Annotated in this window: 15 protein-coding genes and 1 rRNA gene; 3 read left to right on the forward strand and 13 right to left on the reverse strand. The window is 74.8% G+C overall.

Features of this window, described 5'->3' with window-relative positions; genetic code table 11:
• Positions 1-101 precede the first annotated feature (101 nt).
• The 3 genes from ACFV4F_RS33230 to ACFV4F_RS33240 form a co-directional block, all read right to left on the reverse strand.
• On the reverse strand, positions 102-1,544 hold the full coding sequence (locus ACFV4F_RS33230; RefSeq protein WP_380445451.1) for an aldehyde dehydrogenase family protein: 1,443 nt from the start codon (positions 1,542-1,544) through the stop codon (positions 102-104).
• Between the two features lie 202 nt (positions 1,545-1,746).
• Positions 1,747-3,312 carry a PucR family transcriptional regulator gene (locus ACFV4F_RS33235; RefSeq protein ID WP_380499381.1) on the reverse strand — a complete coding sequence of 522 codons (1,566 nt, stop codon included), beginning with the start codon at positions 3,310-3,312 and terminating at the stop codon, positions 1,747-1,749.
• A gap of 187 nt (positions 3,313-3,499) precedes the next feature.
• Positions 3,500-5,575, reverse strand: coding sequence for an ATP-binding protein (locus ACFV4F_RS33240; protein WP_380508159.1), 2,076 nt, complete (start codon positions 5,573-5,575; stop codon positions 3,500-3,502).
• Between the two features lie 242 nt (positions 5,576-5,817).
• Between ACFV4F_RS33240 and gabT the strand changes: the two genes are divergently transcribed.
• On the forward strand, positions 5,818-7,158 hold the full coding sequence (gene gabT, locus ACFV4F_RS33245) for a 4-aminobutyrate--2-oxoglutarate transaminase (RefSeq protein WP_380508162.1): 1,341 nt from the start codon (positions 5,818-5,820) through the stop codon (positions 7,156-7,158).
• Positions 7,159-7,418: 260 nt separating this feature from the next.
• The gene (locus ACFV4F_RS33250) at positions 7,419-8,309 is read left to right on the forward strand and encodes a phosphatase PAP2 family protein (protein WP_380508165.1); all 891 of its coding nucleotides are present in this window, start codon (positions 7,419-7,421) and stop codon (positions 8,307-8,309) included.
• Here the strand turns inward: ACFV4F_RS33250 and ACFV4F_RS33255 are convergent.
• On the reverse strand, positions 8,306-8,644 hold the full coding sequence (locus ACFV4F_RS33255) for a DUF2218 domain-containing protein (RefSeq protein ID WP_380445446.1): 339 nt from the start codon (positions 8,642-8,644) through the stop codon (positions 8,306-8,308). The two genes, ACFV4F_RS33250 and ACFV4F_RS33255, sit on opposite strands and share 4 nt — an antisense overlap.
• 190 nt (positions 8,645-8,834) lie before the next feature.
• Here ACFV4F_RS33255 and ACFV4F_RS33260 point away from each other — a divergent pair, with 190 nt between their 5' ends.
• A complete protein-coding gene (locus tag ACFV4F_RS33260) occupies positions 8,835-9,359 on the forward strand; it encodes a MarR family winged helix-turn-helix transcriptional regulator (protein WP_380499384.1) in 525 nt (174 codons plus the stop codon).
• Between the two features lie 18 nt (positions 9,360-9,377).
• On the opposite strand, the gene ACFV4F_RS33265 is transcribed toward ACFV4F_RS33260, so the two are convergent.
• The 9 genes from ACFV4F_RS33265 to rrf all read right to left on the reverse strand — a co-directional run.
• Positions 9,378-10,112, reverse strand: a complete 735-nt coding sequence (locus ACFV4F_RS33265) for a ZIP family metal transporter (protein WP_380445466.1) — start codon at positions 10,110-10,112, stop codon at positions 9,378-9,380.
• Between the two features lie 304 nt (positions 10,113-10,416).
• A complete protein-coding gene (locus ACFV4F_RS33270; protein ID WP_380508168.1) occupies positions 10,417-12,105 on the reverse strand; it encodes a restriction endonuclease in 1,689 nt (562 codons plus the stop codon).
• Positions 12,106-12,217: 112 nt separating this feature from the next.
• Positions 12,218-13,960, reverse strand: coding sequence for a hypothetical protein (locus tag ACFV4F_RS33275; RefSeq protein ID WP_380508171.1), 1,743 nt, complete (start codon positions 13,958-13,960; stop codon positions 12,218-12,220).
• 369 nt (positions 13,961-14,329) lie between these two features.
• Positions 14,330-14,986, reverse strand: coding sequence for a YigZ family protein (locus ACFV4F_RS33280; protein WP_380508174.1), 657 nt, complete (start codon positions 14,984-14,986; stop codon positions 14,330-14,332).
• A 106-nt stretch (positions 14,987-15,092) separates the two neighbouring features.
• Positions 15,093-16,382: a DUF6986 family protein gene (locus tag ACFV4F_RS33285; RefSeq protein ID WP_380508177.1), complete on the reverse strand. Its 1,290-nt coding sequence runs from the start codon at positions 16,380-16,382 to the stop codon at positions 15,093-15,095.
• Between the two features lie 133 nt (positions 16,383-16,515).
• Positions 16,516-18,135, reverse strand: coding sequence for a DUF2637 domain-containing protein (locus ACFV4F_RS33290; RefSeq protein WP_380508180.1), 1,620 nt, complete (start codon positions 18,133-18,135; stop codon positions 16,516-16,518).
• Between the two features lie 202 nt (positions 18,136-18,337).
• Complete coding sequence (locus ACFV4F_RS33295) at positions 18,338-19,003, reverse strand: LuxR C-terminal-related transcriptional regulator (protein ID WP_380445439.1); 666 nt, start codon at positions 19,001-19,003, stop codon at positions 18,338-18,340.
• Positions 18,955-20,331 carry a sensor histidine kinase gene (locus ACFV4F_RS33300; protein WP_380508183.1) on the reverse strand — a complete coding sequence of 459 codons (1,377 nt, stop codon included), beginning with the start codon at positions 20,329-20,331 and terminating at the stop codon, positions 18,955-18,957. The genes ACFV4F_RS33295 and ACFV4F_RS33300 overlap by 49 nt, the downstream gene beginning before the upstream one ends.
• A 244-nt stretch (positions 20,332-20,575) precedes the next feature.
• Positions 20,576-20,666, reverse strand: a 5S ribosomal RNA gene (gene rrf, locus ACFV4F_RS33305); the annotation flags it as partial.

A 20,666-nucleotide genomic window follows, 5' to 3' on the forward strand; every position in this document is an offset into this window, starting at 1 on the left:
GCCGCCGCGCCCGCGGCCCCCCCCCCCCCCCCCCGCCCCGCCCCCCCCCCCCCCCCCACGTCCGCCGTCCTCGCTCACAGGACTGGCAGGACTTACACGGCTTACAGGTCGAGGCCCGTCAGGACCATGACCTTCTCGACGGTGTAGTCGTCCATCGCGTACTTGACGCCCTCGCGGCCGACGCCCGAGTCCTTGACGCCGCCGTACGGCATCTGGTCGGCACGGTAGGACGGCGCGTCGCCGATGATGACACCGCCGACCTCCAGCTCCCGGTGGGCGCGGAAGGCGGTCTGCAGGTCGTGCGTGAACACGCCCGCCTGCAGGCCGAACGGCGAGTCGTTGACGGCGGCGAACGCCTCGTCGGTGCCGTCCACCCGGTGCAGCGACATGACCGGGCCGAACACCTCGGCCTCGGCCAGGATCGCGTCGCCCGGCAGGTCCGCCAGCACGGTCGGGGCGTAGGTCGCGCCCTCGCGCGTCCCGCCGGTCAGCACCTTGGCGCCCTTGGCCACCGCGTCGTCCACCCAGGACTCCACGCGCTTCGCGGCGTTCTCGTCCACCAGCGGGCCGACGTCCGTCGCGTCCTCGTTCGGGTCGCCGGTGACCTGGGCCCGCACCTTGGCGACGACCTTCTCCACCAGCGCGTCGTACACCGACGCGTCGGCGATCACCCGCTGCACCGAGATGCAGGACTGGCCGCCCTGGTAGTTGGCGAACGTCGCGATCCGGGTCGCCGCCCAGTCCAGGTCGGCGTCCGAGGACCAGTCGGCGAGCACCACGGCCGCGGCGTTGCCGCCCAGCTCCAGGGTGCAGTGCTTGCGCGGCACCGAGTCCATGATCTGGTAGCCGACCTTGTCCGACCCGGTGAACGAGATCACCGGCAGGCGCCCGTCCTGCACCAGCGCGGGCATGCGGTCGTTGGGCACCGTCAGGATGCTCCACGAACCGGCCGGCAGGTCGGTCTCGGCCAGGATCTCGCCCAGCACCATCGCCGACAGCGGGGTCGCCGGGGCCGGCTTCAGGATGATCGGGGCGCCGACCGCGATCGCCGGGGCGACCTTGTGGGCGACCAGGTTCAGCGGGAAGTTGAACGGGGCGATGCCGAGCACCACGCCGCGCGGGAAGCGGCGCACCAGCGCGAAGCGGCCCACGCCGCCCGGGTCGGTGTCCAGCCGCATCGTCTCGCCGTTCGTGCGGCGGGCCTCCTCGGCGGCCCAGCGGAAGACGGAGACGGCGCGGCCGACCTCGCCGCGGGCCCACTTGATCGGCTTGCCGTTCTCGGCGGTGATCAGCCGGGCGATCTCCTCGGTGCGCTCGGCCAGCCGCTTGGCCACGTGGTCCAGCGCGGCGGCGCGCACGTGCGCCGGGGTGGCGGCGAACACCGGCAGGGCCGCGACGGCGGCGTCCAGCGCCTCGTCGACCTGGGCCTCGGTCGGGACGCTCACCCGGCCGACCAGACGGCCGTCCCAGCTGTTGCGCACCTCGAAGTCGGCGTCACCGCTCGCCCGGCGGCCGGCGAGCCAGAAATCGTACGTGGTGGTCACCGTGGTACCGGCCCTCTCCTCGTCGTCGTCGGACCCACGAACATGAGCCCGAACCCGAGGGTAGGTGGGCGGACGCGACAACCGGATTGGCCGCCGAGGAGCGTTCGGCCCGGGGGGCACTCCATCCCGTCCAGACGTTCGACGCGGGCCCGGCGCCGCCGCCTCTTCGCCCGCTACTCCTCGCCCGCCGCCTCTTCGCCCGTCACTCCTCGCCGGAGCGCAGCGCCAGCCACAGCTCCATGCGGACGTCCGTGTCGTCCAGCGAACGCCCGAGCAGCTCCTCGACCCGGCGCATCCGGTACCGCAGGGTGTGCCGGTGCACGCCCAGGTCGGCCGCCGCCGCGTCCCACTGCCCGTGCCGGGACAGCCACGCCCGCAGCGAGGCCACCAGGTCACCGCGGGCCGTCCGGTCGTGGTCGCGCAGCGGCCGCAGCAGCCCCTCCGCGAACGCCGTCACCGCGTCCTCGCCCAGCAGCGGCAGCAGCGACCCCGCACCGACCTCCTCGTGGTCCACCGAGCGCCGGCCACCGCGCAGCGCCACCGCCAGCGCCCGCTCGGCCTGCGCGTGCGCCGTGCCCGCCTCCTCCAGCACGGCAGGCGCCGAGACGCCCAGCGACAGGCCCTCGTGCTCCTCGACGACACCCAAGCAGGCCCGGTGCACCGCGCCGTTGTCCAGCGCCAGCACCATCAGCCGCGGCCCGTGCGTCCCGTCCTCCCGCGCGACCAGCAGCTTCTCGCCCACCCGGGACCCCGCCTGCTCCGCCCGGTCCCCCAGCTCGACCAGCGCGTCCGCGGCGTCCGCGTTCGGCCCGGCCCCGGCCACCAGGACCCGTATCGTCCCCTCCGGCAGCCCGCCGAACAGCCCCACCGCCACCTGCCGGGCCGTCGCCACCTCGCCCGCCAGCACCATCCGCAGCAGCGCCGCGCCCATCCGCTCCTCCGCCTGCCGCAGCTCGCGCGAGCGCTCCAGGGTGAGGGTCAGCAGCGCCACCGCCGCGTTCAGCACGTACCGCTCGGTCGGCGTGATCCGGTCCTCGGTCCCGACCGCCAGGAAGCCCCGGGCCCGCCGGTCCGCCCCCAGCGACTGGACCACCACGTAGTCCTCGTCCGCCGTGTCTATCCCCGGCGACCGCCCCTGCAGCGCCGCACTCGACGGCGCCGGACGCCGCCGCAGCCGGTCCACCTCCGCCGCCAGCCGCCCCGCCCGGCGTGCCGCCCAGTCCGGTGCCACCACCGACAGCGCGCCCGACCCGTCGTACAGCGCCGCCCAGCCCCCCAGCCGCGCCGCCAGCCGACGCACCACGGCCGTCGTCCCGTCCTTGCCGAGCGCGGCCCGGGTCAGCTCCTCCTGCGCCTCGAAGCTCGTCGTCACCGCCTCGTACTGCTCCGCGGCCAGCGCCGCCGACACCACCTTGCTGATCGCGATGAACGGCGTCGGCTCCGGCACCCGCAACAACGGCAGCCCGCGCTGCGCCGCCGCCTCCACCAGCGGCTGCGGCACCTCCGTGTGCGACAGCCCCACCCCCAGCCCGAGCCCCACCACCCCGGCATCGGCCAGCCGGTGCACGTACGCCTGCAACTGCGCGGCCGTGCGGCCCAGCTTGATCCCGGTGGTGAGCAGCAGCTCGCCACCCTCCAGGAAGGGCGTCGGGTCGTCCAGCTCACTGGTGTGCACCCAGCGGACCGGCCGCTCCAGGTGGTCCGCACCGGCGAGGACCGTCAGGTGGAGCGAACTGTTGCGGACGACGGAGGCGAGTGTGGGAGGCATGGCACCTTCGGGGGAACGACCCGACCGCGCCGTTGCGGCCGGGCGAGGAGAGGGCAGTGGATCTGGTGAGGGGCTCTCCCCTTCATTATGGACGCTCCGGACAACCGGCACTGCCGAATCCACCTCGGAGGCGACTTCTGCCGCCCGTCCGCCCTCGGTCCCGGCTCACCCCCGGCTCATCCCCGCCTCACCCTCGGAGGTCGACCAGGAGCGGCGGAACCTGCTCCCCCGACACCGCCGTCAACGACACCACCGCGTGCCCCGCCGGCAACGCGTGCGCCAGATCCGACGGCGACCACCGCAACCGCTCCACATCCCGCGTCGTCACCGACTCCGTCTGCGCCGTCGTCCCCGACAACGCCTTCCGCCCCAACCGCCCGGCCCGCCGCACCACCCCACCGGAGGTGTCGGGGGTGTGCGTCACCGCCGTCTCCTGCACCAGGTGCGTCCCCCAGGCCTCCGAGAACAACCGGCCGTCCCAGGGCGCGATCCCCGGGAACGCCATTCGGCAACCGACCGCGCCGAACAGCGGCGCGCGCAGGGCCTCCGGCAGGTCCACCAGCGTCCGCAGCATCAGCACCGCACCCGCGTTCGCCCCCCGCATCCGCTGTACCCCGCGCACGGTCGCCGCGTCCAGCGCCGCCGAGGCGTCGTCCACGACGAGACCTGCGAACAGCGAACGGTCGTCCCGCGCGCCTGCCGCCTGCACGAACTGGCCCACCACCAGCCGGGACAGCATCCGGGCCGCCTCCGGGTGGCTCCGCTCGGGCAGCTTCACCCGCACCCGGAGCGGGTGGTCGAGCACCCGCATCGCGAACGGCGGGCGACCGGTGCCGTCCGTCGCGAAGGCGCCCTCGAAGGCCGGCCGGTCCAGCAGCGCCAGCCGGTCCGCCAGCAGCGCCCCGGGATCGTCCGCCCGGCCGCGCTGGCGCTCGCGGTGCTCCAGGTCCCGCTCGTACGCGGCCAGCCGGCCCGCCACGCCGAGCGCCTTCACCAGCGCCGCCAGGGCATCCGCCTCGCCGCCCAGAAGCGCCCGCAGCTCGCGGACCCCCGGGTACCGGCGGTGCGCGGCGTGGAACGGACCCACCACCTGCTGGAGCGCCGTCCGGGCGCTCTCGGCGCGGGCCGTCAGCTCGTCCGGCAGCAGCGCCTCGGCCAGCCGGGCCGCCGCCTCGTCCGGATCCTGCGCGGCGCCGTACAGGTCGAGGCCGTAGACGGACGACGGGTCACCGGGCGCGATCACCACGTCGTACCAGCCGTCCGGCCCCAGGTCCGCGTCCGACGCCCCGATCACCACCGCGCATGCCGTCCCGGCGAGCGCCTGCAGGCACAACGCCTCCGCCACCGGGCGGGCCAGCCGCGCGGTCTTCCCGGTCCCGGCAGGGCCCACCGCCAGCAACGAGGTGCCGAGCACCGCCGGATCCAGCGCGAACCCCGCCGCACGATGCGACAGCGGGTTCTTCGGAACGTCCTGCGTGACGCCCAGGCACACCTGACGGAGCAGCAGGTCGTGCCGCTCGGCGCGGCCGGGCAGCTCGCGCACCTCCGACGGATGGGCGAACGCCGCGGCACCGCGGGCGCCCACCTGCTCCACGAACGCCGGGACGAACACCGGATCGGCCTGCGCCGACTCCCACGCCTGCTGAATGCGCACGTAGTCGACGTCGCCGACCGCCTCGCCCGCCAGACGCCCCGCCGCCGCAGCCGCCCCGCCCTCCCGCAGCCCGGCCCACGGATCCACCCGCCGCGCAGCCTCCACGGCGACCCGGTTCTCCTCGGCCCGCTCCTCCTGCGTCACCGTCCGCGACAGCAACGGCGCCGCGTAGCGCCGCCACACCTCGGGCCAACGGCCCATCCGGCCGAAGACCTTGATGACGATGGCGATGACCAGCACGTTCAGGGTCAACACGACCGACGTCGCGACGAAGGCCGACTGCGAAGGAAGGACACCGATCCAGGTCGTCCCGACGGTAGCGAAATCGACTCCGTAGACGTACGCCAGCCACCCCACCACCACGTTGAGCCCCGCCCGCAGCAGCAGTGGCCAGGCCGCCACGGTCGCCGCCTCCGCCCGTTCCGGGTCGATCCGGCGGTAGCCCAGCCGGTAGATGCCCGGTTCGGCGGACGGGCGCGGGGCGGAGGCCCAGGTGGGGAGGTCGAAGGCGGGGGTGGCGGCGGGACGGCTGCCGGGGCGCTGGTGGGGCATGGGGGGTGGGGGTGTGGTGGTGCGGTCGCCGTGGTGGTGTGCCCCGTCCTGTGCCATGTGTACGGCCCCGCTCCCTCGCCCGCCCGGCCCGACCGCCGTCGGTGCCGCCATACCCATGCCGCCGTACCGGCGACACGCCCGCGCTCAATGTAGTGGAGCGGGGCCTGCGGGTAGTCGTGCCACCCGCGCTGGCCGTGCCGGACAAGTCGGACGGCGCAGTGCTACCGAGTGGCGCATGCCCGGTCCCCGGGGGCGGCCGTAGCCTGCGAAGCACCGAGCCTAGAAGTCTGGAGAACCCCATGAGCGCCGCAACGCCGCTCCCGCAGGAGCGCCGCCTGGTCACCGCGATCCCCGGTCCGAAGTCGCAGGAGCTGCAGGCCCGCAAGCTGGGCGCGGTGGCCGCGGGTGTCGGCACGACCCTGCCGGTGTACGTGTCCCGCGCCAACGGCGGCGTGCTGGAGGACGTGGACGGCAACTCGCTGATCGACTTCGGTTCCGGCATCGCCGTGACCAACGTCGGCAACAGCGCCGAGGCCGTGGTGGCGAAGGCGAGCGAGCAGCTGGCCGCGTTCACGCACACCTGTTTCATGGTGACCCCGTACGAGGGCTACGTGGCGGTCGCCGAGCAGCTGAACGAGCTGACCCCGGGCGACCACGACAAGCGCACCGCGCTGTTCAACTCGGGCGCCGAGGCGGTCGAGAACGCGGTGAAGATCGCCCGCGCCTACACCAAGCGCACCGCCGTCGTGGTGTTCGACCACGGCTACCACGGCCGCACCAACCTCACCATGGGCCTGACGGCGAAGAACATGCCGTACAAGCAGGGCTTCGGCCCGTTCGCCCCGGAGATCTACCGCGTGCCGGTGGCCTACCCGTACCGCTGGCTGACCGGTGCGGAGAACTGCGCCGCCGAGGCCGCCGCGCAGGCGATCGACGTGATCAACAAGCAGATCGGCGCGGAGAACGTCGCCGCGATCATCATCGAGCCGATCCAGGGCGAGGGCGGCTTCATCGAGCCGGCCAAGGGCTTCCTGCCGGCGATCGTGGAGTACGCGAAGGCGAACGGCATCGTGTTCGTCGCCGACGAGATCCAGACCGGCTTCTGCCGCACCGGCCAGTGGTTCGCGTGCGAGGACGAGGGCGTCGTCCCGGACCTGATCACCACCGCGAAGGGCATCGCCGGCGGTCTGCCGCTGGCCGCGGTGACCGGTCGCGCCGAGATCATGGACGCCGCGCACGCGGGTGGCCTGGGCGGCACCTACGGCGGCAACCCGGTGGCCTGCGCCGCCGCGCTGGGCGCCATCGAGACCATGAAGGAGCAGGACCTCAACGGCAAGGCGCAGCGGATCGGCGAGGTCATGCTCGGCCGCCTGCGGGCGATGCAGGAGAAGTACGACATCATCGGCGAGGTCCGCGGCCGCGGCGCCATGATCGCCATCGAGCTGGTGAAGGCGGGCGGCAAGGAGCCGAACGCCGAGGCCACCGCGGCGATCGCCAAGGCCTGCCACGCCGAGGGCCTGGTGGTGCTGACCGCCGGCACCTACGGCAACGTGCTGCGCTTCCTGCCGCCGCTGGTCATCCCGGAGCACCTCCTGAACGAGGGCCTGGACATCCTGGAGGGCGCGTTCGCCGGCGTCTGACGCGGTGAGCGCCCCACCGGGCGACGTACCCCCGCCGGAGGGTTGTCCGGACAGCGCTGAACGGCCCGCGGGGACCTGTACCAGGTCTCCGCGGGCCGTTCGGTTTCCGCATGGCGGCGCCCCGGATGAGGCTTCCTCATGGAGAAGCGCGGACCGGTCGTTCACAGGGTCGAAGGGTTGCCCGGTGGGCGGTGAAGATGATGTGCGGAATCACTGAAGGCGCTCGGCGTGGAAGGACCGTTGACGTAGTGTCATCGCAGATGGACAGCGAGCCCCAGCCATTGGCGGAGCCGTTCGCGGAGCCGCCGTTCGAGGCGGGTCCGCACCCGGACGACCGCGAGGACAACCAGGCCGCCCCGCACGGGACGGCGCATACCGAAGGCCGATCGACCGACCGTCCGACCCACACCCCCCGGGGCGCACGGAACGGCGATCATCCAAGCCGCCCCGGAGCTCTCCCCCCTGCTCCGGGGCGGCTGTTCGGCGTCCTGGGCCGGGCGGCGGCCTCACCGCTGGTGCCGCTCGTCGCGGTGGTCCTGCTGGTGCTGGTGTCGTGGCAGGTGGCGGCGGACGGGCCGGTGCTCGGGCTGGACCGGTGGGTCGAGCACGGTGTCGCGACGGCCCACCACGCCCTGGACAGCCCGTTCCTGAACCGCGTCGGTCACGGCCTGGCGGACCTGGGCGGCACCGTGCCCGCGATCCCGGCCCTGTTGGCCGGGGGCGGGCTCGCCGCGTGGCGCTCGCGCCGGGCGGGGAAGGACCGCTGGTGGCTGCCGCTGCCGGTGGCGGCGCTCACGGCGGGGCTGATCCCGCTGCTGGTGGTCCCGGCCAAGGCCGCGTTCGCCCGGCCGGGTCCGCTCGGCGGTCCGCTGCTGCCGGGCCAGTGGGGCTGGTACCCGTCGGGGCACACCGCCACGGCGACGCTGTCGTACGGGGTCGCGGTGCTGCTGCTCGCCCGGACGACCGGGGTGCGCGTCGCGCGCGGGCTGCGGGCGGCGGCGGTGCTGCTGGCGGCCGGGGTCGGCGCGGGGCTGGTGTGGAGCGACTTCCACTGGGCGCTGGACGTGCTGGCCAGCTGGTGCCTGGCGGTCCTGGTGCTGTGGGCGCTCGCCCGTCGGCTGCCCCGGCCCGGTCCGGCGGATCCGGCCTAGACGTCCTTCGGGTCCTCGTCGTTGCGGTGGACGAGGCCGGCCTCGCCGTTGTCGCGGTGCCACTCGACGACGAGTTCGTCGCGCGCACCGAACCGGACGAGGTGGCGGCCGACGACGTCCTCCAGGCCGGGGAGGTTCTCGCGCTCGCCCTCGACGACGAGCAGCAGGGCGTCCGGCTGCGCCTCCAGGGTGGCGGTGCCGGCGCCGAAGGTCAGGGTGCCGCGGCCGGTCTCCTCGGAGAAGGCGGCCTCGATCTTGCGGCCCATGTGGGCGGCGAGCTGCTTGGCGTAGCGGGCGGGGCGGTCGGTGGCGACGCGGGCTTCGGAGCGGGGCACGGGCCCTCCAGGTTCAGAGGAGGGCACTTAGGGCACCCTCACTTACGGCTACGCTAACCCAGATACTGAGTTTGGCTCAACATATTTCCGGGAGGGTCGTCCGCACGCGCCCGGAACGCCCGTCCGCCGCCGGTCGCGGGCCGCGGACCGGCCGATACGCTTGGGCGGACGCCTGCCGAGGAGACCGCCCATGACCACCACGCCGACCGACGACCCGGCGCACTCCTCCCCCACTCCCCCGACGGGACCGGCAGGCCCGGCAGGCCCGGCGGACACCGCCGCCGAGCTGGCGGACGCGATGACCCGGGCGATCAAGCGGATCCGGCGCCGCACCAGCGAGCGGCTGGAGCCCTACGGCATCACCCCCGGCCAGGCCCGGGCGCTGCGCACGCTCGCGCACGCGCCCGGCTGCGAGGTGCCGGACCGCGCGATGCGGCTGAGCGACCTCGCCGACCGGCTGCACATCGCCCCGCGCTCGGCCACCACGGTGGTGGACGCCCTGGAGGAGGCCGGCCTGGTCGAGCGCAGCCCGGACCCGGCCGACCGGCGGGCCGTGCGGATCCTGCTGACCGAGGCGGGCCGCGCCGCGGTCGAGCGGATCGGGCTGGTCCGGCACGAGGTGGCGCAGGAGTACTTCGGCGAGGTCAGCCCGGCCGACCAGGACGCGGTGCTGCGCGTGCTGCGCGCCGCCGAGACGCGGTACGCGGGCCGCTGAGCCGCCCCCGGACACCGCCTAGTTGGCGAAGCCGATCACCAGCCACATGAAGCCCACCCCGGCGAGCGTGCAGAGCAGGGTGTTGCGGGACGGGTGCGGGCTGTGGGCCTCCGGGAGGATGTCGGAGGTCGCCAGGTAGAGCAGGAAGCCGGAGAAGAAGCCCAGGTAGAGGCCGAGCAGGTGCTCGGGGATGGTGAAGGCGAGCGTGATCGCGGCGCCCGACACCGGGGCGATCGCGTCCGCCGCGAGCAGGGTCAGCGCGCGGCGCCGGTTGTTCCCGTAGAGCCGGGTGATCGTGTACGTGTTGAAGCCGTCGGCGAAGTCGTGCGCGACGACGGCGATGGCGACGACCGTGCCGACCGTGGTGCCGGCCTGGAAGGCGGCGCCGATCGCGAAGCCGTCCATCACGCTGTGCCCGACGAGGGCCAGGGCGGCGCTCAGGCCGATGCCCTGGCGCCCGGACGGCTGGGGGTCCCCGTGCGCGTGGTGGTGGCCGTGGGTGTGCTCGGCGTACTCGCCCTCGTGGCCGCGGTGGATGGCGACCGCGCGCTCGACCACGTGGATGGCGAGGAAGCCGCCGGCGAACATCAGCAGTGCCTGCGGCACGCCGTGCACCTCGCCGGGCGCCTGGCGCAGGGCCTCGGGCAGCAGGTCGAAGACGACGACGCCGAGCATCAGTCCGGCCGCGAAGCCGAGTACCAGGTGGCGCCGGTCACCGGTGCGCTGGGCGACGAAGCCGCCGATCAGCGTCATCAGGAACGCGCCGGCGGCGACGAGGACGGCGGTCACCGGGCGGCCTCCGCCCGTGCCGGTCCGTCAAGTGGTCTGCGGGCCGCTCTGCCCATCCGTCTCCCCCAGGGTTGCGCCCGACATCGGGTCGACCGCCGACCGTACCGGACGGGCGAGCGGCGGCTCTCGCCCGGGGTGCCCGGCCCGGCCGGGGCTCGTTCCCCAGCCTCGGGCCGGGGGTGGCGGCACGCCCGCCGGAGGGGCCGTCGGGGTGAGCCCGGGGGGACGAACGGGCTGGTGGGGGGCGGAGGGGCGGGCCCGGGGCCGGTCAGCGACCGGTGGCGAGCGGCAGCCCGAGGTGGGTCATGGCGAGTTCGCGGACGCCGTCGCCGTCGACCAGGTGGATGTGACGGTGGCTCTCCTCGGCGGTCAGGTCGAGGGCCTCGTCGGTGAAGCGGCCGGTGGTCAGCCGCAGGCCGCGCTCGGCGGACTCCTCGCCGACGGCCTCGGCGAGCGTGCGGATCTCCTCCGCCGCGACCTCCGCGGCGCCGCGGGAGGCCCAGACGACCCAGCGGCCCGGCAGCGCGCTGCCGGGGGCGCCCTCGCCGGTCGCGACCAGCCCGGCCGGGCCGCGCAGCCGCACGCTCCACTCGGCCAGGCCGCCGCGGGTGAGCAGGTCGCGGACCAGCTGGGCGAACTCGTTGGCGGACAGGTCGGGCGCGGCCGGCACGGTGGCACCGGCCAGCGCGGCGGGCTCGACGCCCGCCCTCGCGTAGGGGTCCGGGGTGACGGCGGCGCCGAGCTGGCGCAGCCGCACCAGCGCCTCGTCCTGCTCAGCGTCGGCGTAGACGCCCTCGCCGTCGCGCTCCTCGTAGGGGGCGGCGGCCGGGAGCAGCCTGGTGCGGGCCAGCGCGTCGCGGTCGGCGTCCACGCTGACCAGGCAGAGCGGTCCGGCTCCGCCGGGCTCGCGCAGCCAGCCGTTGAGGACGACGCCCTCGAGTATCTCCTCGGTGTCGACGGCGTCGGCCGCCTGGAGGGCGCGCAGGGCGAGCCGGGCGACCAGCCGCAGGTAGTCGGTGGCCCGGTCGGCCGGCGGGCGCGGGACCGGGTGGATGTCGCCGTCGGGGGCGAGCCGGTAACCGGTCAGGGAGGGGACCAGGTCGAGCGGCGGCAGGTCGAGGTCCAGCACCGCGGTGCGGGTGAGCGGTCGGAAGACCGCCCGGCAGGGGGCGGGCAGGTCCTGGGTGGCGGTCTCGGCGGCGGCGAGGGCCCGCTCCAGCAGCGACTCCACCGCGGCGGGCTCGGCCAGCCGGTAGGCCCGGCGGCACTCCTCCAGGCTCTCGTTGTACTCGCGCACCGCGCGGGCCCGGGCCGCCTCGGCCTCCTCGTGGACCCGCCGGGACTCGTCGGCGGCCGGGTCGCCGGCCTCGGCCCGGCGGGTGCGCCACTGCCGCAGGGCGCGCTGGTGGGTCAGCCGGGCCTGGGCCAGCTCGCGCTGGTAGCCGGAGTCGAGCAGGCGGCGGGTCGGCGCGGCGTCGGGGTCGGCGGTGGGCGGTTCGGCGGGGGCGAAGTCCTCCCAGCGGGGCTCGGGCTCGGTGGCGTCCGGGCCGGCGGCCGGGTAGGGGCGGGGCTCGTAGTGGCGCAGCTGGCTCTCGAAGTCCATGGCCGAGACGGGCAGCGCGGCCCGCCGGAGCAGGTCGGCCAGGCGGTCGTGCTCGGCCTGGACGGTGAGGGTGCGGTGGTGGGTGAGGGCGGCGGCGCGGCCGTGGGCGGCGACCGACTCCTCGTCGGCGGACGGGCCGTCACCGGGAGTCTGCCGGCCGCCGGTGGTGCCGGTGCTGCTGCCGGCGGTGCCGGTCGCGCCGTCGCCGTCGGCGGGCCCGGCCGGTTCCCCGGGCGCGGTCGGGTCGGAGCCCGGGTCCACGCCGAGGTCGCGGAAGACCGAGGCGAGGAAACCCGGCTGGGGGAACCGGGTGGTGGCGGCGCCTTCGGACTGGCCGTCTGCTGAGTACTGCATCGGTCGTCGTTCCCCCATGCTCGTCGGCGCCTGCGCGGGGCGACCGGCGACCCCGCGGCCCGCCCCTGCGGACATTGTCCACCGAACGGGCGCGGGTGGTCAGCCAAGCCTCTCAGTTGGTCCGGGTGTTGGTCAGGTGGAGGCCGATGTAGCCGACATAGATCCGGCCACTGCCCGAACAGTCGTCGAGGTAGTGCAGCCGGGGTGCGGTGCGCCCGCCGCCGATCCGCAGGTGCGCGCCCATGAACGCGCGCCGGGAGGCGTCGACGCACTCCGGCACCGGCAGCATCCGCTCGCGCTTCCACTTGGTGTGGCTGTGCACCGTCCGGGACTCGCCGCGGACCGCCTTGCGGGGCGGGAAGCGGTGGCAGCCGTCCGGTGTGTGCTCGCACCACTGCTTGAAGTCGCCGCCGGCCTCGCCGCGGACGGCCGCCTCGGCGTACTCCTGGAGGGCCGTCAGCCCGTCCCAGGCGAGGCGGGCCCAGCCGGCACCGGCGCACTGGAGCTCGTCCAGGGCGAGCGCGGACTTCTGGTCCCCGGTGAAGGTGAGCAGCGGGAACTCGCCCAGCCGGGACAGGAGTTCGGTGAAGGTCTCCGGGTTGTCGTCCGGCCCCGCGACCGGATCCGGCAGGGCCGCGGTGCGCGGGACCCCGGGCGCGCCGACGAACGGGCCTGCGAGCGTGCCGACGACCGGGCCGACGACCGGAGCGGTGGACGGAGCGCAGAGGCGGCCGGGTGCGGCGTGCGCCCGGCCCGGCCGGGTGCGGCGTGCGCGACGCAGCGTGCGCCGCACGCGCTCCAACTCGTCCGCCCTGGCCTGCTGTTCGGCGCGATCCTGCTGCTCCTCGCGGGCGAGCGCGGCCAGCTCGGCGCGGGCGGCGGCCGGATCGGCGCAGGACGCGGCGTCCGGGCGGGGCTGCGACGGGGGGATCCGCAGCACCGGGACGGCCGCGAGCACGGGCGGCAGCGGCAGTTCGGCGGCGAGCCGGCGCGGCTCCCGGGCGAGCAGGCCGGCGGCGCGGCGGACGTCCTGCTCTATTCGGCCCCGGGCGAGCACCGGGTGCCGGGCGCCGTCGTACCGGGAGGCCGGGTCGACCTCGGGCAGGTAGGTGCGGACGGCGCCGCCGTAGACGGTGTGGTACTCCAGCGCGACGTTGAACCCGGTGCGCGCCCCCGGATCCAGGACGTAGGCCGTGGCGAGGCCGGGCAGCTGCTGGCAGAGCGGACGGACGACGGACTCCGTCCACCCGTCGACCGGGACGTTGACCGGGACGCTGGCGACGACCGTGGGCAGCCGGCGCTCCGGGTCGCACAGCTCGTCGATCAGGTCGTCGACCTCGGCGGCGGTGATCACCCGGGGCGCGAGCTGGACGGCGGCCGGACCGTCGGTGGCGTCCAGCAGCGGCAGCAGGCTGCGGGCGAGCTCGGGCACCGGCACCCGGCACGGCGTCCGCAGGCCGCTGCCGGTGGTGTGCGTCTCGGCCTCCAGCCGGACCCAGGTCGGGCCCGCGGCGGCCGTCGCGATGGTCAGGGTGAGCTGCTGCGTCCCGTGGGGGGCCGGGGTGCGCAGGCGGCGGCGCGAGTAGTGGCCGGTGGCGGGGCCGCCGCGCAGCGGGCCGTGGTCGCGGTCGAGCAGGACGCGGTCGCCCAGGCGGAGGCGCTCGACCTGCGGGCCCGCGGGGCTATCCGCGGTGGAGGGGCCCGTGACGGGGGGGTCCACGGCGTACGGGCTCGCTTCGAGCGGGCTCGCTGCGGGCGGGGGGTCCTCGCAGCCTTCCCGCTTCAGCCAGTCGGCCAGCTGCTGGTCGGCCAGCGAGACGGCGTCGGCGTGCGGGAGCGTCGTGGTGACGGTCATCCGGTAGGGCGTCGCGGGGCCCCTGGGGCCGGGTAGGTCGGCTCGGGCGGGCGACGGGGAGCGATCCGAGGTCATGCGCATACCTCCGTGGTGCGGTGGTGGGGTCTGGTGTCCTCCATCGATGGTTTTCGTCCGGTTCGGCCGGATCCTTGCCCAGGAAACGCCATGGCCCGGAGCGGAAGTTCCAACTCCGGGCCACGTGAATACGTTCGAGTGAATCTGTTCAAGGCAAGACCGGCGTGGCGCGTCCCCATGGGCTACGTTGGCCGACTGCGCCCGTGCGTGGCGGCGGAAGGCCTCGGGGCGTCGCGGAAGGCCGCAGGGGCCTGCGGCGGGGCGGGGGCGGCAGCGGGCGCAGCGCCGCAGGGGCTAGACCGGCACCTCGACGTACGTGCGGCCGGCCGCGACCGCCACCGCGGTACCGCCGGTCGCCTCGGCCAGCCAGGTGTGGAAGGCCCGCACCTCCGGCTCCGGCACGCCGACCTCGATCCGCACCCCCGCCGCCTCGTAGGCGAGGTCGCTCACGGTGTACCCGGCCGCCCGCAGGTCGTTCTCCACCCGCCCGGCCCGCACGTGGTCCGCCGTCACGGCCAGCAGTGCCACCGGCCGCCGCTCCAGCAGCCCGACCGCGTCCACCGCCTCCGACACCGCGTTCCCGTACGCCCGGACGAGCCCGCCCGCGCCGAGCTTGATCCCCCCGAAGTACCTGGTCACCACGGCCACCGTGTCGGTCAGCCCGCGGCGGCGCAGCACCTCCAGCATCGGCACGCCGGCCGTGCCGCCCGGCTCGCCGTCGTCGCTGGAGCGCTCGCGGCGCTGCTCGTCGCCGACCACGAAGGCGGTGCAGTTGTGCCGCGCGTCCCAGTACTGCTTGCGGACGCCCGCGATGTACGCCTGCGCCTGCTCCTCGTCGGTGACCCGGGCGAGGTGGCAGATGAACCGGGACTTCTTGATCTCGATCTCGTGGCTGCCGGCCTGCCGGATGGTGAGGTACGGCCTGGGGGTCGGCTCCGGCGTGGCGGACATGGCGCGGTGGTTCTCCCGGAAGACGGCGAAGGCTGGCGGCGCACGCCCCCGGCGTGCGGGGCGGCACCGTCAGCCTAGTCGGCCGCGGGGATCGGACGGGCGGCGGTCAGCGGCCGGCGAGGGCGTCCAGCTGGGCGCGGTCCAGGCCGGTCAGGGCGGTGACCTCGGCCGGGTCGACCGCACCGCAGTCCAGGCCGCGCAGCACGTAGCCGCTGAGCGCGCGGGCGGTGGCCGGCTCGTCCATCACGTCGCCGCCCGCCTTCGCGACGTAGGCGGCGAGCCGCGCGGAGGCGGCCTCCAGGCCCTCCCGGTAGAAGGCGTACACGGCGGCGTACCGGGTCGGCAGGTGCGCCGGGTGCATGTCCCAGCCCTGGTAGTACGCGCGGGCCAGCGAGCGGCGGACGAGGCCGTGGTGGAGCTTCCAGGCGGCGTGGACCTGCTCGGTGGAGCCGGTCGGGATGACGTTGGTCGAGCCGTCGGAGAGCCGGACCCCGGTGCCGGCCGCGGCCACCTGCATGACGGCCTTGGCGTGGTCGGCCACCGGGTGGTCCATGCTCTGGTAGGCCGCGCTGACGCCGCAGGAGGCGCTGTAGTCGAACGTGCCGTAGTGCAGGCCGGTGGCGCGGCCCTCGGCGGCCTCGATCATCAGGGCGACGGTGGCCCGGCCGTCCGGGCCGAGGATCGCCTGGGTGGTCTCGATCTGGATCTCGAAGCCGATCCGGCCGGCCGGCAGCCCGGCGCGCCGCTCGAAGTCCTCCAGCAGCCGCACCAGCGCGGTCACCTGCGCGGCGTAGGTCACCTTCGGCAGGGTGAGGACCAGGCCGACCGGGAGCCCGCCCCCGGCGAGCAGGGTGGCCAGGAACAGCTCCAGGGTGCGGATGCCGCGCGCGCGGACCGGCGCCTCCATGCACTTGATCCGGATGCCGATGTACGGCGGGGCGCTGCCGTCCGCCACGGCGGCCGCGACGAGTTCGGCGGCGCGGACGGCGGCGGCGTCCTCCTCGGCGTCCGGGCGGGGGCCGTAGCCGTCCTCGAAGTCGATCCGCAGGTCCTCGATCGGCTCGCGCTCCAGCTTGGCGCGGACGCGGGCGTGCACGTCGGCGAGCAGGGCACCGTCGGCGACGCCGAGGGCGCGGGCGAGCTCGGCCGGGGTGCCGGCGTGGGTGTCGAACGCTTCGAGGGCCTGGCGGCCCCACGAGCGGACGGTGTCGGCGGCGAAGGCGTCGGCCGGGACGTAGACGGTGTGCACCGGCTGCCTGGTCCCGGAGTCGCCCGGGTAGCGGCGCGCCAGGTCGGCGTCGACCGGGGCCAGCAGCGCCTCCACGGCGTCGAGGGCGGCGGCGGAGAAGGAGGCCCCGCTCGTCGACCCGTTACCGTCGACCTCGACCTGCGACATCCGTACTCCTCCGTGCCGAACCAGCGCTTCAACAGATTGTTGAGGCGAAGGTAACTCCGGCCGGGTCGGGCGTCAATGGCCGACCGAGCGGTGGACGCGGGGTCGCGGCGGTGTCCGGCCGCGGATCACCCGGTCAGTCCCTCCCGGCGGCCTGGTAGCGGTCGCGCAGCTGCGGGTAGAGCTCGGCGACGTCCTTGGGGTGCACCGAGCCGTCCGGGCGGTTGCCGGTCAGGCCGTACTCCGTGGTCAGCCAGTCGGCGAGGCGCTGCGGGTCGGGGTGGTGCTCGAAGGTGTCGATGTACGAGACCAGCGCCTCGAAGGCCAGCTCCGGGTCGAGCCGGGCCGGAGCGGGACGCGGGCCGGCGGCCTCGACGGGGGCCCGCTCCTCGGCGCGCACGGCGGGCGCGGCCTGGACGAGTTCGGCTAGTACGGGCTCGGCTTGTACGGGCTCCTGGGCGGGTGCGGGGTCCTGCCCCTGCTGCACCGGGTGCTGGGTCCCGGCCTGGGCCTGGGGCTTCGGCGCGGCCCCGGGCGCCGACTCCTCGTCCAGCGGGCGCGGGGGCTTGAACCACGGGGAGGCCTGGCCGGGCACGCGGCTGCCCGGGCTGGCGTCGGCCTGGTGGCCGCCGGTGGTGCGGACCGGCCGTGCCGTCCACACGTTGAGCTCCTCGCGCAGCGGCTGCGGGGCCACCTCCTCCGTGCCCTCCGGCTCCTGGGCCGCGCGCAGACGGACGGCGGCCAGCTTGGCGAGCATCGGCGCGGCCACCTCGGCCGACATCGGCGGGACGGCCGCCGGGACCTCCTGCGGCTGAGCTTGGAGCTGCGGCTGAGCCTCGGGACCGGGCTGTTGAATCTGCTGGACCTGCTGGGCCTGCTGGGCCTGCTGGGCCTGCTGGACCTGCTGGACCTGCTGGACCTGCTGGACCTGCTGAGACGGATGCGGCTGGGCCTGGCGCTGCTGCGGCTGGGGCTGGGGCTGCAGAGGAACCTCCGGACCGGCCGGGGCGATGGCCGCGGCGGCGCGCTGCTCCTGCGGCTGGAGCTCCAGGGCCTCCTTCGCCTCACGTTCGCGGGCCTCGTCGTCCAGCCGGTCGAGCAGCGACGGGTCCAGCGGCACGCCGTACTTGGCGAGCTTCAGCGGCAGGAGCGCCTGGATCGGAGCCGACCGGCGCCAGCCGCGCCCGTACCGGAAGCGCAGCTGCGCCCGGTAGACCAGCCGGTTCTGCTCCAGCCGGACGACCTCGTCGTACGAGCGCAGCTCCCACAGCTTCATCCGCCGCCAGAGCCGGAAGGTCGGCACCGGGGAGAGCAGCCAGCGCATCATCCGCACCGACTCCATGTGCCGGTCCGCGGTGATCGCCGCGATCCGGCCCACCGCGTGCCGGGAGGCCTCGACGACCACGACGAACAGCACCGGGATGACGGCGTGCATCCCCATGCCGAGCGGATCGCCCCACGAGGCGGCGGCGTTGAAGGCGATGGTCGCGACGGTCAGCACCCAGGCGGTCTGCCGCAGCAGCGGGAAGGGTATCCGCAGCCAGGTCAGGACCAGGTCGAGCGCCAGGAGGACGACGATGCCGGCGTCGACGCCGATCGGGAAGGCGTAGGAGAAGGCACCGAAGCCCTTCTCGGAGGCCAGTTCCCGCACCGCGTTGTACGACCCCGCGAAGCCGATGCCCGAGATGATGCAGGCCCCGGCCGCGACGATGCCGAGCAGGCCCCGGTGGGCCTTGGTGAGCGTTGGGCGTGCCATGACGTCTATCAACCCCTGGATTTCGGCTGCTGCCGTGCGCTGCCTCGCTGCCGGTTCCCGCTGGACGGGGGGCGCCGGACGGCTGACCTACCTCCGGGGCTCGGCCCACCGGAGTTTACTCGTACGCGCGTTTCAGCGTTTCCACAGGCCGGAGCGTCACAGGGGAGGGCGCGCCCGGACCGCCCCGGGACCGGGCGGAGCGTCAGGCCGTCCGCCCGGCGGTGCCGTTGAGGTAGGCCAGGACCGCGAGGACGCGGCGGTTGGCGTCCTCGTCCGGGGCGAGTTCGAGCTTGGTGAAGATGTTGGCGATGTGCTTGGCCACCGCGCCGTCGCTCACCGTCAGCCGGGCGGCGATGGCCGAGTTCGAACAGCCCTCCGCCATCAGCTCCAGCACCTCGCGCTCGCGCGGCGACAGCCGCAGCAGCGGCCCCGGACGACGGGCCGTGGTCTGCATCAGCTTCGCGATGACGTCCGGGTCCATCGCCGTGCCGCCGGCCGCCACCCGGCGGACCGCGTCGATGAACTGGTCGGCGTTGAAGACCCGGTCCTTCAGGAGGTACCCGATCCCGCCCGTGCCGTCGGCCAACAGCTCCCTCGCGTACAGCTGCTGGACGTGCTGCGACAGCACCAGGACCGGGAGTCCCGTGATCTCCCGGCGGGCCTGGAGCGCCGCCTGCAAGCCCTCGTCCGTCAGCGTCGGAGGCAGCCGGACGTCGACCACGGCCACGTCCGGCCGGTGCGTCAGCAACGCCTCCAGGAGCTCGGGCCCGGTCTCGACGGCGGCGGCGATGGTGAAGCCGTGCGCTTCCAGCAGCCGGATCAGACCTTCGCGAAGGAGGTAGAGGTCCTCGGCGAGGACAACTCGCACGGCAGCTCCAAGGTGATGGTGGTCGGACCGCCGGACGTACTGTCGATGGCGAGGACACCGTCGAAGGTACCCAATCGACGTTCGATGCCGCGCAGGCCCGTCCCCTTCGCCGGCTCCGCCACGCCGACCCCGTCGTCCGTCACCGTGACCCGCAGCGAGCCGGCCCGGTAGAGGATGTCCACCCAGACCTGCTCCGCGTGCGAGTGCTTGGCCGCGTTGGCCAGCAGCTCGCAGATGCTGAAGTAGGCGGCGGCCTCCACCGGGGCGGGCAGCCGGTCCGGCACGCTCACGCACACCTCCGTCGGCAGCGCGCTGTCCAGCGCCAACGCCCGGACGGCGTCGCCCAGTCCGCGCTCGGCGAGGACCGGCGGATGGATGCCGCGGACGAGGTCCCGCAGCTCCTGCAGCGCCCGGGCCGAGGACTGCCGTGCCTCCGACAGCAGCTCGCGGGCGGCCGTCGGGTCCGTGTCCATCAGGTGCTCGATGGTGCCGAGCGTCATCCCGATCGCGACCAGCCGCGCCTGCGCGCCGTCGTGCAGGTCCCGCTCGATCCGCCGCAGCTCGGCCGCCTGGTCGCCGACCGCGTCCGCCCGGGTCTCGGTCAACTCGGCCACCCGCTTGGTCAGCTGGGCGTGCGTGGCCCGGCCGTCCTGGTCCAGCACCCGCCGCGCCAGCTCGGCGTGGAGGCGCACCGCGAACGGCGCCAGCAGCACCGCGAGCGCCACCATGCCCAGCCCGAGCCCGAAGTTCACCACCAGCGACAGCTGGACCGGACGCACCAACCCGATGCCCTCGTAGGACCTCGGACCCGAGATCACATAGGCCGTACTGAAGAGGATGAGACCGGCCAGCGGACCCGCCAGGGCCAGTACCGCCAGCGGATTCACCACCAGCCAGGCCATCTCGCCGCGGGTGGTCCGGTCCCGGAAGCCCCAGTGCAGCAGCTGCGCGTACTTCGCGACCGTCCGGGAGCGGTGGTACGAGTAGCCCGTCCACCAGTGCCCGCGCTCGTCCGGCTCCAGCGCCGGCATCGGCTCGTAGACGGCCGGCAGACGTATGCCGTGCCACCGCTCCAGCTGCCTGCGCGTGCGGTTCGCCGTGGGGCGGACGAAGAGCGCGGCCACCGTACCGCCGGCGAGGGCCGCGGCCACCAGGGCGAACAGCGCAACCGGGTAGTAGTACGCCATCACCTGGGCCGTCACGACGCCGGCCAGCACGGCCGCCAGCACGGGCAGGGCGAACCCCGGCACCGCACCCAGCACCAGGAGGCCCAGCCGAGCCAGCCCCTGGCCACCCGACTCCAGGGCCGCCTGCGCCTGAACGCGCACACCCGCGCCGCTCGTTCGACTCGTTGTTGTCACGGAAGCTCCTGATGCCGGTCTCGATCGTCCACCATCAGTGTTCACGAAGCGGACGCCACCGACACTGGCCATGACACCCCAATTCCGGGGTGGACCTAGCACCACCTGCAGGTGGCTGCACCACGAGGGGATCCCCGGGACCGACCGGAAACGCGAGCGAAAATGCGAAAAGCCCCTGATCCGAATGGATCAGGGGCTTTTCAGAAAAATTGTTCGGCGGCGTCCTACTCTCCCACAGGGTCCCCCCTGCAGTACCATCGGCGCTGTGAGGCTTAGCTTCCGGGTTCGGAATGTAACCGGGC

The sequence above is a fragment of the Kitasatospora sp. NPDC059722 genome (assembly GCF_042733235.1).
Taxonomy (GTDB): domain Bacteria; phylum Actinomycetota; class Actinomycetes; order Streptomycetales; family Streptomycetaceae; genus Kitasatospora.